At 51.0% G+C, this 14771-nt stretch carries 10 protein-coding genes and 1 rRNA gene; 10 read left to right on the top strand and 1 reads right to left on the bottom strand.

What is annotated here, in order from left to right; translation table 11 throughout:
• The first annotated feature begins 43 nt into the window (after nt 1-43).
• From FHT67_RS21855 to FHT67_RS21845, 3 genes are all read left to right on the top strand, one after another.
• The gene (locus tag FHT67_RS21855; RefSeq protein ID WP_116393576.1) at nt 44-262 is read left to right on the top strand and encodes a hypothetical protein; all 219 of its coding nucleotides are present in this window, start codon (nt 44-46) and stop codon (nt 260-262) included.
• 191 nt (nt 263-453) lie between these two features.
• The gene (locus FHT67_RS21850; RefSeq protein WP_167201336.1) at nt 454-1059 is read left to right on the top strand and encodes a DUF2087 domain-containing protein; all 606 of its coding nucleotides are present in this window, start codon (nt 454-456) and stop codon (nt 1057-1059) included.
• 27 nt (nt 1060-1086) lie between these two features.
• Nucleotides 1087-1686, top strand: a complete 600-nt coding sequence (locus FHT67_RS21845; protein ID WP_167201335.1) for a histidine phosphatase family protein — start codon at nt 1087-1089, stop codon at nt 1684-1686.
• A 240-nt stretch (nt 1687-1926) separates the two neighbouring features.
• On the opposite strand, the gene FHT67_RS21840 is transcribed toward FHT67_RS21845, so the two are convergent.
• Entirely contained in the window at nt 1927-2895 is a 969-nt protein-coding gene (locus FHT67_RS21840) for a sugar phosphate isomerase/epimerase family protein (RefSeq protein ID WP_132308913.1), read from the bottom strand.
• Between the two features lie 388 nt (nt 2896-3283).
• Between FHT67_RS21840 and FHT67_RS21835 the strand changes: the two genes are divergently transcribed.
• The 7 genes from FHT67_RS21835 to FHT67_RS21805 all read left to right on the top strand — a co-directional run.
• Nucleotides 3284-4399: a trypsin-like peptidase domain-containing protein gene (locus tag FHT67_RS21835; RefSeq protein WP_167201334.1), complete on the top strand. Its 1116-nt coding sequence runs from the start codon at nt 3284-3286 to the stop codon at nt 4397-4399.
• A gap of 36 nt (nt 4400-4435) precedes the next feature.
• A complete protein-coding gene (locus tag FHT67_RS21830; RefSeq protein ID WP_167201333.1) occupies nt 4436-6343 on the top strand; it encodes a copper amine oxidase N-terminal domain-containing protein in 1908 nt (635 codons plus the stop codon).
• 146 nt (nt 6344-6489) lie between these two features.
• Nucleotides 6490-9015 carry a U32 family peptidase gene (locus tag FHT67_RS21825; protein ID WP_167201332.1) on the top strand — a complete coding sequence of 842 codons (2526 nt, stop codon included), beginning with the start codon at nt 6490-6492 and terminating at the stop codon, nt 9013-9015.
• 14 nt (nt 9016-9029) lie between these two features.
• Nucleotides 9030-9734, top strand: coding sequence for a heptaprenylglyceryl phosphate synthase (gene pcrB / locus FHT67_RS21820; RefSeq protein ID WP_167201331.1), 705 nt, complete (start codon nt 9030-9032; stop codon nt 9732-9734).
• A gap of 203 nt (nt 9735-9937) precedes the next feature.
• Nucleotides 9938-12301 carry a DNA helicase PcrA gene (gene pcrA / locus FHT67_RS21815; protein WP_167201330.1) on the top strand — a complete coding sequence of 788 codons (2364 nt, stop codon included), beginning with the start codon at nt 9938-9940 and terminating at the stop codon, nt 12299-12301.
• A 25-nt stretch (nt 12302-12326) separates the two neighbouring features.
• Nucleotides 12327-14360, top strand: a complete 2034-nt coding sequence (gene ligA, locus FHT67_RS21810; RefSeq protein WP_167201329.1) for an NAD-dependent DNA ligase LigA — start codon at nt 12327-12329, stop codon at nt 14358-14360.
• A gap of 340 nt (nt 14361-14700) precedes the next feature.
• Nucleotides 14701-14771 (top strand): 16S ribosomal RNA (locus FHT67_RS21805); the annotation flags it as partial.

The following is a 14771-nucleotide window of genomic DNA, read 5'->3' as shown; positions in this document are numbered from 1 at the left end:
TAGAGGTAATATAGGCTACGTGCGAATAAAAGGGGGTCACTCGATGTTTTTGGCAGCAGAGGAAGCAGCTAAATCGACCAGCAACATCAATACATTTGACTGGTTCATGCTTGCGTTTACCATTTTAATCTTGATTGGCTTTGTACGTTTAGTAAAAGCTCGCCCTAAGAAAAATGTATTTGCAATCGGATTCACTACGATAGCTTTGCTTTTGTTTCTTTACATAGACTACATTATGATTTTTAAAGTTTGGATGGCATAAATACAAGGCCTGCCGGCTCTCCGGCAGGCTTTTTACATTTATAAGCGCCAGCTCATGAACCGAGAGGAAAATGGGCTGGCGCTTTTTCGTTTCCCGATTGACATATGCTAGGAGATCCTTTATTATCTTATTTAATAGTCATCTAATTAGATAAATATTAAATTAGATCTGTGAAAGGAAGGGAAGATTCCATGCAGTTGGATAAGGTAGTGAACTACCATAAAGCATTAGCGGATCCGACACGTATCCGGCTTCTGATCCTGCTTGCCGAAGGAGAGCTCAACGGGCAGGTATTGGCGGAGAAGCTAGGCGTAACGCCGGCTACCGTCACTCATCACGCAGCCAAGCTTCGTGAAGCAAGCTTGATAAATGAACGGAGAGAGAAGAACACGATCTACTTTTCGCTAAATGACTACTTTATTAAGAATGGCTCTAATGCTGCGGCTAATTTGATTTACCGGACATCTCAACAGAAAGGAGGAGAAGAACAAATGAACGAGGAATTTGAGCGCGTAAGGCAGTCCGTGATCAAGAACTTCATCACTGCTGCGGGGCAGCTGAAGTCTATTCCGGCTCAGCTTAAGAAAAAGCTTATTATACTCGAGTATATGGTCTTCAAGCTGGAGAAGGGGCGTAAATACACGGAGAAGGAGCTTAACGAATTCATCAAAGGCTTCCACCAGGATTTCGCGACAATCCGCCGCGAATTTATCATGCACCAGTTTATGTTCCGGGAGAACGAAATCTACGAGCTTAACCCGCAAGAGATGTGGGCGAAGTGGGAGACGTTGTCCTAATTCTGTTACGGTGCAGGTGATCTAGTCATGAGTACAATATTTTTTCTTGTTAGACATGGCATAAAAGAAAAAGCAATCGGGGATGTAAAATTAACCGATGAGGGGATAAAGCAAGCAGAGTCTACAGCAAAACGATTTAATCATGCACCTGTTACAGCGATTTATTCAAGTCCTCTCCAGCGAGCTAAAGAAACTGCCCAATGTATCGCTCAGGAAAAGAAATTACCGATAGAAGTTGATGTTCGTTTGCGGGAACGCGCTAACTGGGGAGACCTGCCGGGACAAACTTTTGAAGAGTTTGTTGCCATGTGGGAGCGTTGTACGCATGAGCCTGAATATATACCGCCTATAGGCGATACATCAAAGCAGGCGGGTAAGAGATTAGCGTCATTATTAACAGAGTTAGCAGAGACGCAGCCTTTTCAAAGCAACATTGTAGTTGTTACGCATGGAGGATTAATAACGGATTTCATGGTTCATTCTTTTCCAATTAATGAACTAACTGTTTGGCATCCTGATTTTGTTACCGTACAGAGCCAATTAATCGTTGAATGTTCTGTGACGATATTAAGCTGGGAAAAGGGCAAGTTTCAAATTTTAGACTTTGCATCAGTCGAGCATTTATAAACGGACGTATTCCAATCAAACAGCCTGCCCGGCATAAGCCAGGCAGGCTGTTTTTCTGCTTTCTTCTTTAATTCGTTTGTGTCTTGAGTGAGCGGAGCGAAAGTATGTTTCTGGAGAAGCGCTAACGTTCGCCTTTGACCGAGGATTTCAACCGCATAGCGGTTAATTCAAAGAAATCCGGCGGTCAACAGCGATCGGAAGAAACATACTTTTGCGCAGCGAATATCAGTCACAATCGAATTATACCCACCACATATCGCCAACAGGCTCTTTAATCAGAACTTGCTGCAGGTTTTGAACAGCTTTAGAGAAGCCTTCTTCAACGGACATCAGGCCGTCTTCATGCTCGATGCTGACAACGTAGTCGTAGCCAACGAGACGCAGCGTGCTGATGATGTCTGCCCAAGTTTTCAGGTCGTGGCCAAAGCCAACGGAGCGGAACTGCCAAGCGCGGTCCAGCATCAGTGTGTAGGACTGCATGTCCGTTACGCCGTGTTTGTTCACGTTGTTGAAATCAATGGAAGTGTCCTTCGCATGGAAGTGATGGATCGCGTTTTCGCGGCCCAGGATTTTGATTGCTTCGACAGGGTCGATGCCTTGCCACCACATGTGGGAGGGGTCAAGGTTGGCGCCAATTGCTTTGCCTGCAGCTTCGCGAAGGCGAAGCAGGGTAGCAGGCGTATGGACGGAGAAGCCGCCATGCAGCTCGAGGCCGATTTTTACGCCGTTTTGCTCAGCGATACCGCCGATTTCAGACCAATATGGAATAACTTTTTTCTCCCATTGCCAAGCGAGGATCTCTTGGAAATCGTTTGGCCATGGAGCAACCGGCCAGTTCGGATATTTTGCATCCTCATGGTCGCCAGGGCAGCCGGAGAAGGTGTTTACAACAGGTACCTCAAGGCGGTTAGCCAGCTCGATGGTTTTACGAATAATCGCATCGTCCGCGCTGGAAATCGCTTTTTGCGGGTGAAGCGGGTTAGCGTGGCAGCTAAGCGCGCTGATCATCAGTCCACGCGATTCTACCGCATGTTTAAACGCTTTCAATTTGCCGGCGTCGGCAAGCAGTGCATCCGGGTCGCAATGCGCGTTGCCAGGGTAGCCGCCTGTACCAAGCTCTACCGCTTCAAGACCTTTGGCAGCGATATAGTCGAGTGCTTCTTCAAATGGTTTTTGCGAGAAAAGTACGGCAAATACGCCTAATTTCATTATTATTACCTCCTAAGGTTTGGCTGTCCCTATTATAGCATTCTAGTCGCGCGTATATCTAATTTTTACGAAAGAAAAACCAAAATCGCATATAAACTAGGCAATTCAAATGAAAGCATTCACGAGGCGCGGCAAGATTGCGTGTTCCGCTTGCGAGAGGTCTAAAAAATCACGTCAAAATTCAGCTGAACAAAAGGTTATATGATGTCGTATTTTTGGATTTTAGTCCGTTAGAAAAAGGATGTTTGAATTAACAATTTCTTTACATAACATTCAGATTTATGTTTTACAAATTCTGCTTGTTGTCTAGTACTTTGGCATGATACATTTAGAACGTGTTTCCTATAAATGGATTCTCGTTTTTGATTGGATCTGGGAGAGTGATAGAGTGAAACGTAGTATGCTTCGCGCAGGCGCCATCGTCCTAACGGGAGGGCTATTGGTAGCCGGTTCAGCGTTTGCAGCGGGAACGGCAACAAGTCCCGGAACAATGAAAATGAGCGCGACCAAGATTAACGGAGAGGTGTACGTCAAGGCATCGTCGCTGACGAGTGCTTTGGGAGGTACGGGCGCTTACGATGCGTCAACCAAGACTTATGCCTACACTCCTCCGGCAGATGTACCGTCTGTCGTCAGCAAAGTCTCTCCTTCCGTTGTAGGAATCATCGGCAAGCCGGCGGACGGCGGCGATCAGCGTTATGTTTTGGCACATGGGACAGGCGTTATCATGAAAGCCGACGGCTGGATTTTGACCAACGCCCATGTCGTAAAAGACTTGACCAACATTACGGTTGTAACCGCGGACGGCAAGCAATACAGCGGGAAAAGAAGCAATGTCGACGAAGTAAGCGATCTGGCGCTTGTCAAAATCAACGCGACCAAGCTGCCGGTAGCAAAGTTTGCGGCATCGCCGCTGCAAGCGAAAGTCGGCGAGACGGTTATTGCCATCGGCACGCCTGTCTCCTTCTCGCTTCGCAACACGGCAACAACGGGCGTACTCAGCGGCATGAACCGCTCGGTATCCTCCTATTACCGTCTGCTGCAGACGGATGCCGCGATTAACCCTGGCAATAGCGGCGGCCCGCTGGTGAATATGAAAGGCGAAGTCATCGGCATCAATTCCATGAAATTCGTGGATGAAGGCATCGATAACATGGGCTTTTCGATTCCGGTGGATACCGTTTCCTACGTAACGGGACATTTCTTCAAGTACGGCTATGTGAAGCGCTCTTCCCTAGGAATCGGGTTGGAAGAGAGCTATGCGGCTATCGTTGGTTTGCCGACCGATGACGGTTTAACCGTTACCTCAGTCAAATCGGACTCGGCCAAGAAGCTTGGCATTCAGGTTGGAGATGTGCTGTATTCCGTAGCGGGTCACCAGATTTCTTCTATTGTAGAAGTGAACGAGCTTTTGAAGTCGTATTTACCCGGCCAACAAATTGAAGTAACAATGATGATCGATGGCGATTTGGTTACCCGTAAACTGACGCTGACAACGGCTTAATATTATATTCCTTAATAAATAGGGAGAGTAGAGAGAATGAAGATGAAACGAATTATGTTTATGCTGTTAGCGGTCTTGCTGGTCGTAACGATCGTGCCGGCAGCGGCTTTCGCAGCCGACTCCGCGAGCGGCAACGTAGAAATCCGCCTCAAAACAAACAGCTCGACCGTTGCGATTAACGGAAAACAATCGACGGTGCAGGCTCCTTTTGAAAAAGCAGGAACAACGATGGTACCGCTTAGCATTATCACGAAAGCTTTCGGCGCAAAGCTGAAGCTGCAAGACAACAAAATTATTACCCTTACTTACAACAACAAGACCGTAGTCGTAACCATTGGCAGCAAAACCGTAAAGGTAAACGGCAAAGACCAGACGGTGGCGGTTGCTCCAGTCGTAATCAAAGGCACAACGATGGTGCCGGTGCGTGTTATCGTTGAAGCCTTTGGCGCGAAGATCGGCAAAGACAAGAAGACGGGCGAAATCGTAATCACCGGTACTATTGCTCAATCCGGCAACGGCAATAGCAATTCGGGCGGCGGTTCGACAAACCTGGACCCTGACTATGGCAAAACCAAGTTCGGCGACAGCTACTATGGCTGGACAATGAACTATCCGCCAGGGCTGAAGCTCTTGAATCAAAATGACGATGGCTCATTTGTGATTTGGGGCAGCACAACAAGCGACACAAGCGTAATTATTTCCACGGAGAAGGTTTCCGACGTTCTGACCAAAAGCGAAATTCAGGACAAGATCGTATCCGGCTGGTTAGGCGATGACGAGGTTGTTATTGATAAACGGACTATTACCGTGAATGGTCTTAACTTCGAGAAAGTGGTTACCAGAACGACCGAACGCGGTTTGCTGTTCGAATACCGTGCTCTTCAGAAGGGCGATACGCTTTACTATGTCATGGGCGGAGTAGCCGGCACGGATAAAACCGCTCTGGATCCCTATCAATCGCTGCTTGACAGCTTTATTCCGTCCTTCGACAGTAACGATAAAACGATTAAAGATATCACTAAGGTCTCTAATGGTTTGATGTCTATTAACAACAAAGAATACGGCTTGTCTCTAAAGCTTCCCGCTGGTTGGTATATGGACAAGGATAGCAGCAACCCGACTTACGTCAGCGAGGACGGTTACTTCTCCTTTAGCATTTCCTCGGTGAAAGAGCAGGACAACCCGCAGCAATGGCTTGCGCGGAGACAACAGCTTTTGCATGATGATTTCCTGCCGAACTACATTAAGAACGAGAAAACCTCTTCCCTTACGTTAAAAGACGGCAATGCGCTTGTTTTAACCTACGAGTTCACTTATGACCAGAAATTGTGGTACACCGCTAACGAGGTGCTGCTGATTGCCGGCAAATACCGTTATGCGATTGACTTCAACTATGATTCCAAGACAGGCTCGCAAGGGGAAGCGTTATTTAAGTCTACGATGGCAACGGTAGATATCGATACCGCATACGTGGAGAAAAATTATGGCCAAATGGAAGATGAGTTTGACTTAGACCGTTCCGAGGTTACCGTCAAAACAAGTACCAAATACGGATACTCGGTTGCTCTTCCTGCTTATTGGTTCGGGGTTAACACCGATTTCAACAAGGATTCCGTTGCTTACGTCGATAGCTTCGGGCACATGATTCTTCAAAATATCGAGGATATGAGCGCTTCAAGCACAGCTCAATCCGTTCAGCAATCCTTGCAGAAAGAAGGGGTTACGGTCTCCGGCAGCACCTCCTTCCAGATCGGAAGCGCGAATGTCATTAAATTCTCGGTTCAAGATGTTACGGAAGACGATATTCCGATTACGGATGTTTTTTATTTCGTAGAGAACAAAGGCAATACGATCATGTTCCTCTTTGGCATTAATAACGCGAATGCGACAACCAGCGCTTTAAATCGTTTTGACACGATTGTTAAATCGATCAAATTCCAATAATCACGACTGATAGAAGGAAAGAAGCCGGTTCTCAGACAGAGAATCGGCTTCTTTTCTCTTCCCTGCCAGTATTGGGTGGTGGCATCTGCTGCCGCGGTTTGATAAACTAGCAATAGCAGGTTTACAAATGGAGGAATGAATGTCGAATGACGATAGATATAAAACGAGAGGATATCGAGCTGCTGGCTCCTGCCGGCGACTGGGATTGCATGCGCGCAGCAGTGGCCAACGGCGCGGATGCCATTTTTTTTGGCGTAGAGAAGTTTAATGCGCGTGCTCGAGCAAACAATTTCCGGAGCGAAGAGCTGCCGGAGATTATGGCGTTTCTTCATACCTATGGCGTAAAAGGTTTCTTGACCTTTAATATTCTCGTATTTGAAGACGAGCTTCGGGATGCGAAGCAATTGATAGAAATGTGCATCAATGCCGGCGTGGATGCGGTCATCGTGCAGGACTTGGGTCTTGTGAAAATGATCCGCGAGCTGTCTCCGGATTTCCCGATCCACGGCTCGACGCAAATGACGATCACCTCGCCTGAGGCGGTGGAATTCACGAAGCCTTTCGGCATGGAACGCGTCGTTCTCGGTCGCGAGAATAACCTGAAGCAAATTCAAAAGATCGGCGAACAGGCCAAGCTTCCGATGGAAGTATTCGTGCACGGCGCGCTCTGCGTATCGTACTCGGGCCAATGCTTGACCTCGGAGATGTGGGGCGGCCGTTCCGCGAACCGCGGGGAATGCGCGCAGGCCTGCCGTCTTCCTTACGATCTGATGGTAGACGGCGAGCATAAGCCGATGGGCGATGTCGCTTACTTATTATCTCCGAAAGATCTGGCGGCTATCGACCTGATTCCGGAACTGATTCAAGCGGGCGTAACTTCCTTCAAAATTGAAGGCCGTCTGAAAAGCCCGGAATACGTAGCGAACGTGGTGAGCAAGTACCGCCGCGCGATTGACAGCTATTTTGCGGGTGACCTCACGGGCCCTTCGAAGGAGGAAGTCCGCGAGCTGCAGCAAAGCTTCTCCCGCGGGTTTACCCATGGCTTCCTGAAAGGGACGAACAACAAGCAGCTTGTTGACGGCACCTTCCCGAAAAGCCGCGGCGTTTATCTGGGCCGGGTAGAGCGTATTCTCCGCGACGCGGTGACGATCCGCCTGGAAGCTCCGCTCAAGCGCGGTGACGGTATCGTATTTGACGCCGGGGATCCAACGAAGAAGGAAGAGGGCGGACGCGTCTACGACCTGCGGCGTCACGGCCAGAAAATTGAAGGCGAAGCACAGGAAGGGACTCTTCTTGAGCTCGTTGCCGGACGCAATGACGTAGATCTTCGCAAGGTCCATGTCGGCGATAAGATCTGGAAGACGAATGACCCTGCTCTCGACAAGCGTCTTCGCGCAACGTTCGAGACCGAGAAGCCGTACCGCGTATTCCCTCTGCATCTGAAAGTAACGGGCAGCGTTGGCGAACCGCTCCGCACCTGGTGGACGGATGTGCAAAAGGGCATCACGGTAGAGGTTGAATCCGAGCTGCTGCTGGAGCAGGCGAACAAACGTCCGATGGACGCTGCGCTGCTTGAAGATCAGCTTGGCCGCCTTGGCGGCTCGCTCTATCAGCTGGACCGGCTGGAGGTCGCGCTTGAGGGCGACGTTATCGTACCCGTACGCGAGCTGAACCGGATGCGCCGCGAAGCGGTCGAGAAGCTGACAGGCGAACGTCCGAAGCCGCCGGTATACGTGAAGCATATGATCGATCCGCTTGACGATGCGCCAAACGCAGTCGCAAAAGCCAAGTCCTCCAAACAGCAGGTATCCGAGCCGAAATTGACGGCTCTCTGCCGCAATCTGGAGCAGGTTGAAGCAGCTGTTCAAATGGATGTCGAGATGATCTATGCGGACTTTGAATTTATCAAGCAGTTTCCTGCCGCAATCGAAACAGCGCGTAAAGCCGGCAAGCCTATTGCTCTGGCTACGCCTCGCATTCATATGCCGGGAGAGAACGGCTACCATGCAAATATATTGAAACTCCAGCCGGATGCCGTGCTTGTCCGCAATACGGGGGCGTTATACTACTACCTTCGTGCGCGCGCGGAGAACCCGGGCAAGCCGTTTCCTAAGCTGATCGGCGATTTTTCGCTTAACGTAGCGAACCATAAAGCGGTCGAAGTATTTGCCGAAGCGGGCCTGGATCTGATTACACCGTCCTATGACCTGAACATTCAGCAGATGGTCGATATGCTCGAGCAATCCGACACCTCGCGGCTGGAAGTCGTTATTCAGCAGCATCTGCCGATGTTCCATACGGAGCATTGCGTATATTGCACATTCATGAGCGAAGGCACCGATTATACGAACTGCGGGCGCCCTTGCGAGGATCACCGCGCATCCCTGCAGGACCGGATCGGGATGTCCCATCCGGTGCGGGTAGACGAAGGCTGCCGCAATACGGTGTACAACGCCATCGAGCAATCGGGCGCCGAGTATATCCGCAATTTCCTGGAGCTTGGCGTTCCTTCCTACCGCGTTGAGTTCTTGGAAGAGACCGCGGACAAAGTACGCGAAGTGCTTGGTTTGTACCGTGACGCGCTGGACGGACGAATCAGCGGCACAAAGGTATGGAAAACGTTAAAAGCAACGAATCAGCTCGGCGTTACGCGCGGGCAGCTCGTGAAATAAGGAGAACCGCCTTTATGAGTGGAGCATGGTACAGCGGCTGGAGACATGTGTTCAAATTAGATCCGGAGAAGGAAATTTCGGACGAGGCTTTAGATGCCGTCTGTATGTCCGGAACCGATGCGATCATAGTTGGCGGCTCCAGCGGCCTTACGTTTGAAAATACGGTTGACCTCATGGCGCGCATCCGCCGCTATGAGGTGGACTGTGCCCTCGAGGTTTCGACCCTTGACGGGGCCGTTCCCGGCTTTGACGGTTATTTTGTCCCGATCGTCCTCAACACGGACAAGTCGGAGTGGATTATCGGCCGCCAGATCGAAGGACTTAAAGAATACGGCTCTTTCGTGCCGTGGGAAGAGACTGCTTCGCAGGGCTATATCATCCTCAATAATGAAGCAACGGCTGCTGCCGTTACGGGCGCCGACACGGAGCTGGACGAGACGGCTGTGGTTGCCCATGTCCGCATGGGTGCGAGACTGATGCATCTTCCGGTCATTTATATCGAGTATAGCGGGCGTTTTGGCGATATGGCCTTGGTCCGCGCAGCGAAGGATGCGGCTCAAGGGGCTCAGCTTTTTTACGGCGGGGGCATTCATAATGCCGATACCGCAGCGCAGGCAGCCGGCATTGCCGATACCATCGTGGTTGGCAATGTCATCTACAACGACCTGGCGGCTGCGCTGTCGACCGTTGAGGCCGTCCGCGCGGCAGCTCGGCGGTGAACGGGCAAGCGTATGCCCGAAGCAAGCTGAAGACAGAAGCTTTTTCAAGAGATGCAAGGCAGCACAGAGCTATTCCGAGAGCGTAAGAACAAGCTTTAGGAATAGCTTTTTATTTGCAAATTGACACATTACTGGACGTTGTCTACACTAACAGTAAGAAGCGAACGCAATGCGAACAGAACTTATAATTAAGGAGTACATTTATGTTTAATCCGATAAATATTGATCAAGCCGTACAGAAGCTGAACCCTCCGCAGAGGGATGCCGTTCAGGCGACGGATGGACCATTGCTTATCATGGCGGGGGCGGGATCCGGCAAGACCCGGGTGCTTACGCACCGTATTGCTTATTTAATCGAGAAGAAGCGGGTTGCGCCTTGGAGCATTTTGGCCATTACCTTTACCAATAAAGCCGCCAGGGAGATGCAGGCGAGGGTAGCGGCGCTGATTGGTCCTTCCGGTCAGGATATTTGGGTCTCTACCTTCCACTCCATGTGCGTGCGGATTCTCCGCAGGGATATCGACCGTATCGGCTTTACTTCCAATTTCTCGATCCTGGATTCCGCCGACCAGCTGTCGGTCATCCGCAATTGCATGAAAGAGCTTAATATCGACGTGAAAAAGTTTGAGCCGAAAGCGGTTCAGGCCGAGATCAGCGGTGCGAAGAACGAACTCATTACGCCGGAACGCTACGAGCAGAAGACGGGCGATTATTTTACCGATATTGTGGCGAAAGTATTTAAGATGTATCAGAAGCGGCTGAAGAGCAACAACTCGCTGGATTTTGACGATTTGATCATGACGACGATTCAGCTGTTCAAGGAAATGCCGGAAGTGCTGGAGTTCTACCAGAACAAATTCCGTTATATCCATGTGGATGAGTATCAGGATACGAACCGCGCGCAATACATGCTTTGCCGCATGCTGGCTGACAAGCATCACAATATTTGCGTTGTCGGCGACAGCGACCAGTCGATCTACCGCTGGCGCGGAGCGGACATTACGAACATCCTGAACTTTGAGGATGACTATCCGGAAGCCCGTACCATAATGCTCGAGCAGAACTACCGTTCTACGGCCAACATTCTGGAAGCGGCAAATGCCGTCATTAAGCTGAATACGGGCCGCAAGCCGAAAAAGCTGTGGACCGATCAGGGAGAAGGCGACCTGATTACCTTGTATCAGGCCGACTCCGAGCATGACGAAGGGTATTTCGTAACCGGCACGATCAGCAAAAACGTAAAAAGCGGCCGCAGATACGATGATCACGCCATTCTGTACCGTACCAACGCCCAGTCCCGCGTAATCGAGGAAATTCTGATCAAGTCGGACATTCCGTATCAAATTGTCGGCGGCATCAAGTTCTATGACCGCAAAGAGATTAAGGATTTGCTCGCGTATCTCAGACTAATCTCGAATCCGGACGACGATATCAGTTTGCAGCGGATCATCAACGTGCCAAAGCGGGGGATCGGCGATACGACGGTAGCGAAGCTGGCGGAAGAAGCCGTCCGTCAAGGCACGTCTATCTTTAGCGTGCTTGGCAATTTGCAAGGGATTGATCTGAACGCCAGAGCGCAAGGTCTGCTGCACGAATTTAAGGATATGATCGATAATTTAACGCAGATGGTCGACTATCTGTCTGTAACCGAGTTGACGGAGAAGGTCTTGGAGATGTCGCAATACCGCATTGAATTGCAGCGCGAGAAGACCCTTGAGTCGACGGCCCGCCTGGAAAATATCGATGAGTTCCTGTCCGTTACGATGGATTTCGAGAAGCGCAATGAAGACAAGACATTAGTCGCTTTCCTGACGGACCTTGCCCTTATCGCGGATATTGATTCCATGGACAAGGATGATGACGGGAAACCGGCGGACAACAATTCCGTTGTTCTCATGACGATGCATAGCGCGAAAGGCCTGGAGTTCCCGGTTGTCTTTATTATCGGGATGGAGGAAAGCATCTTCCCGCACAGCCGCGCGTTAAACGATAACGAAGAGCTCGAAGAAGAACGCCGTCTTGCTTACGTGGGGATTACCCGTGCGGAAAAGCAGCTCTACATGACCTGCGCGCGCAGCCGGACACTCTTCGGCCGCATCAGTGCCAACCTGCCTTCGCGTTTCCTGCAGGAAGTGCCGGACAACGTGAAGACGCTGGCTTCGCCGGGCGGGACGATTGGGCGCTCCGCGAGCAGCTTTGCCGGCGGCGCAAGCCGCGCAAGCTTTGGCAGCAGCGGCGGCAGCGCCGGCTTTGGCGCAGGGCGCGCGCCATCCTTCGGCGCGTCCGGCGCCGGAGCCCGCACCCCGGGACCGTCGGGTGCGGGAGTGCGCGTGAGCACGCCGCTTGACGCAGCAGCGAAAGCGGCGGCTACCGCCGGTTCGGCCGCGGGGAACGCCGCGGACCGGAACTTTGTTGCCGGCGACAAGGTCGCGCACGGCAAATGGGGCGAAGGCGTCATCGTTTCCGTCAAAGGAACGGGCAACGACATGGAGCTGCAAATCGCTTTCCCTGCGCCGGTTGGCGTCAAACGGCTTTTGGCCGGATTTGCACCAATAACAAAAGTCTAATTGGATGGAAGGATGGGACCCTCCCATGGAAAACCAGACGGCAACGCCTGAGCAGTTGAGCCGCATGCAAGAGCTGGCGGCGGAAATTTCCGCCCATAATTATTCGTATTACACGCTTGACCAGCCGACGATTAATGACGCGGACTACGACAAATTGTACGACGAGCTGGCAGCGCTGGAAGCGGCTACCGGCATTGTACTGCCCGATTCCCCTACTCAGCGCGTTGGAGGAGAACTGCTCAAAGGCTTTGAGCCCCACCGTCACCGGGCCCGCTTATGGAGTCTCGACAAGGCGCAGGATACCGAAGATCTCCTGGCGTGGAATCAGCGGGTATTGAAAGCCATCAATGACTATAACGCGAAGCATCCGGAGGAGGAGCCTCTTCCGCAGCCCAACTATGTCGTTGAGCTCAAATTCGACGGTTTGACCCTCAACCTGACCTATGAGAACGGCCAGCTTATTCAGGCATCCACCCGCGGCAACGGCGCGGTTGGCGAGGGAATTCTGGCACAGGTGAAGACCATTCGTTCCGTACCGCTGACTATTCCATTCAAAGATGGAATTATCGAAGTGCAAGGGGAAGGGATTATGAATCTGTCCGTTCTGGAGCGATATAACCAAACGGCGGCAGAACCGCTCAAAAATGCCCGCAATGCCGCGGCAGGCGCGCTTCGAAACCTGAATCCGAAAGTAACGGCGGAGCGGAAGCTGAGCGCTTTCTTCTATAATGTCGGCTTTGCGGAGGGCGTTTCGTTTGCGAATCACCGGGAAATGCAGCAGTTCTTGAAAGATAATCTGTTTAAAGTCAATCCGTATGCCTTGTATTTCGATACGATTGAAGAAGTGCAGGAAGAGTTGCTGCGGATTGCCGAGAAGCGCTTGGAGCTCGACTTCCTGATCGATGGCGCTGTCGTAAAGCTTACGGATATGCGTACGCGTGAGGCGCTGGGCTATACCGATAAGTTCCCGCGCTGGGCGGTAGCCTTCAAGTTTGAGGCGGAAGAGGCGGCAACGGTGCTGGAGTCTGTCTCCTGGGAAGTGGGCCGTACGGGCAAAATCACGCCGGTGGCACGCGTGGAAGCCGTTGAGCTAGCTGGAGTTACGGTACAGAACTGTACGCTTAACAATATCGGCGACATTGAACGGAAGAACTTGAAGTATGCCCTGGGCACTCTTGTGTCCATTCGCCGCTCCAACGATGTAATCCCTGAAATACTAGGCAAAGTGGACGAAGAGCCCGGTCAGGAAATCGTATTTCCAACCGTATGCCCGGCCTGCGGCACCGAGCTGGAGCAGCGGGGAGCGCATCTGTTTTGCAATAATAAGCTGGGCTGCCGGCCGCAAATTATCGGGCGTATCACCCATTTCTCATCCCGTGACGCGATGGATATCGAAGCCTTCAGCGTAATGACGGCAGAACAGCTGTATGCGGACTGCGATGTTCATGATCCTGCGGATCTCTATGCCCTTGGTTACGATGATTTGATTAAGCTGGACCGTTTCGGGGACAAGAAAGCCCGCAAGCTGCTCGATGCCATTGAAAAATCCAAAGACCGCGATCTGGCAGCCTTCCTCTTTGCCTTGGGCATTCCGAACACGGGGAAAGCGACGACCAAAATGCTTGCCGACCACTACGGAAGCCTTGATGCCGTCATGTCGGCAACGGCGGAAGAGCTTGTAGGCCTACAGGACGTTGGCGCAATCGTAGCGGACAGTATCGTGAGTTATTTTGCCGATCCGGTAATCGCGGCAAGTATTGCCCGCATGCGCGAGCTTGGCGTTAAAGCCGAAGCCGAGCAGCCGGCAGTTGTTCGTCAGGACAGCATTTTTAGCGGCAAGACGGTTGTATTAACGGGGACCTTGTCGAAAATGTCGCGTGATGAAGCGGCGAAGAAGCTTGAAGCCTTCGGCGCCAAAGTCAGCGGCAGCGTATCGAAAAAGACGGACTTCGTTATTGCGGGGGAAAGCGCAGGAAGCAAGCTGACCAAAGCCCGTGATCTTGGCATTACCGTAATAGATGACGAAGACGAATTGCTCCGTTTATTAGGCGAAGCCTGAGTTTTCATAGTATGCCGGAGCGCCGCGAGTCTTTGAAAAAAGGCTTGCGGCGTTTGTTTATGAAGCGGAGGAAGAATGTCATATATTACAAGTTGTATTTCAAAATCGGACATGGTATATTATTTCTTGTCGCTTCGGAAGACACCTCATCAATAGCGAAACGCATCGAAGCAAATAAAAATGTGAAACAAGCTGTTGACAAAGAATGAAGAAGCTGATAACATAACATCTTGTCACGACAAATTATGACAAACAAGTTCCTTGAAAACTGAACAAATGAATCACGTCGATTCAAACAAGTTTTAAATAGCTAGTTAAGTAATGAGCAAGTCAAACACCATTCATGGAGAGTTTGATCCTGGCTCAGGACGAACGCTGGCGGCGTGCCTAATACATGCAAGTCGAGCGGAC

It is taken from the genome of Paenibacillus sp. BK720 (assembly GCF_011761545.1).
Classification (GTDB): Bacteria; Bacillota; Bacilli; order Paenibacillales; family Paenibacillaceae; genus Pristimantibacillus.
Note: the sequence above shows the minus strand (reverse complement) of the source record. Positions and strands in the feature narration are given on the sequence as shown.

What these genes read in the sequence shown, in the direction of transcription:
- FHT67_RS21845 (WP_167201335.1), top strand. Translation starts at nt 1,087, where the DNA reads ATGAGTACAATATTTTTTCTTGTTAGACATGGCATAAAAGAAAAAGCA.
- ligA (WP_167201329.1), top strand. Translation starts at nt 12,327, where the DNA reads ATGGAAAACCAGACGGCAACGCCTGAGCAGTTGAGCCGCATGCAAGAG.
- FHT67_RS21840 (WP_132308913.1), bottom strand. Translation starts at nt 2,895, where the DNA reads ATGAAATTAGGCGTATTTGCCGTACTTTTCTCGCAAAAACCATTTGAA.
- FHT67_RS21825 (WP_167201332.1), top strand. Translation starts at nt 6,490, where the DNA reads ATGACGATAGATATAAAACGAGAGGATATCGAGCTGCTGGCTCCTGCC.
- pcrB (WP_167201331.1), top strand. Translation starts at nt 9,030, where the DNA reads ATGAGTGGAGCATGGTACAGCGGCTGGAGACATGTGTTCAAATTAGAT.
- pcrA (WP_167201330.1), top strand. Translation starts at nt 9,938, where the DNA reads ATGTTTAATCCGATAAATATTGATCAAGCCGTACAGAAGCTGAACCCT.
- FHT67_RS21855 (WP_116393576.1), top strand. Translation starts at nt 44, where the DNA reads ATGTTTTTGGCAGCAGAGGAAGCAGCTAAATCGACCAGCAACATCAAT.
- FHT67_RS21850 (WP_167201336.1), top strand. Translation starts at nt 454, where the DNA reads ATGCAGTTGGATAAGGTAGTGAACTACCATAAAGCATTAGCGGATCCG.
- FHT67_RS21830 (WP_167201333.1), top strand. Translation starts at nt 4,436, where the DNA reads ATGAAGATGAAACGAATTATGTTTATGCTGTTAGCGGTCTTGCTGGTC.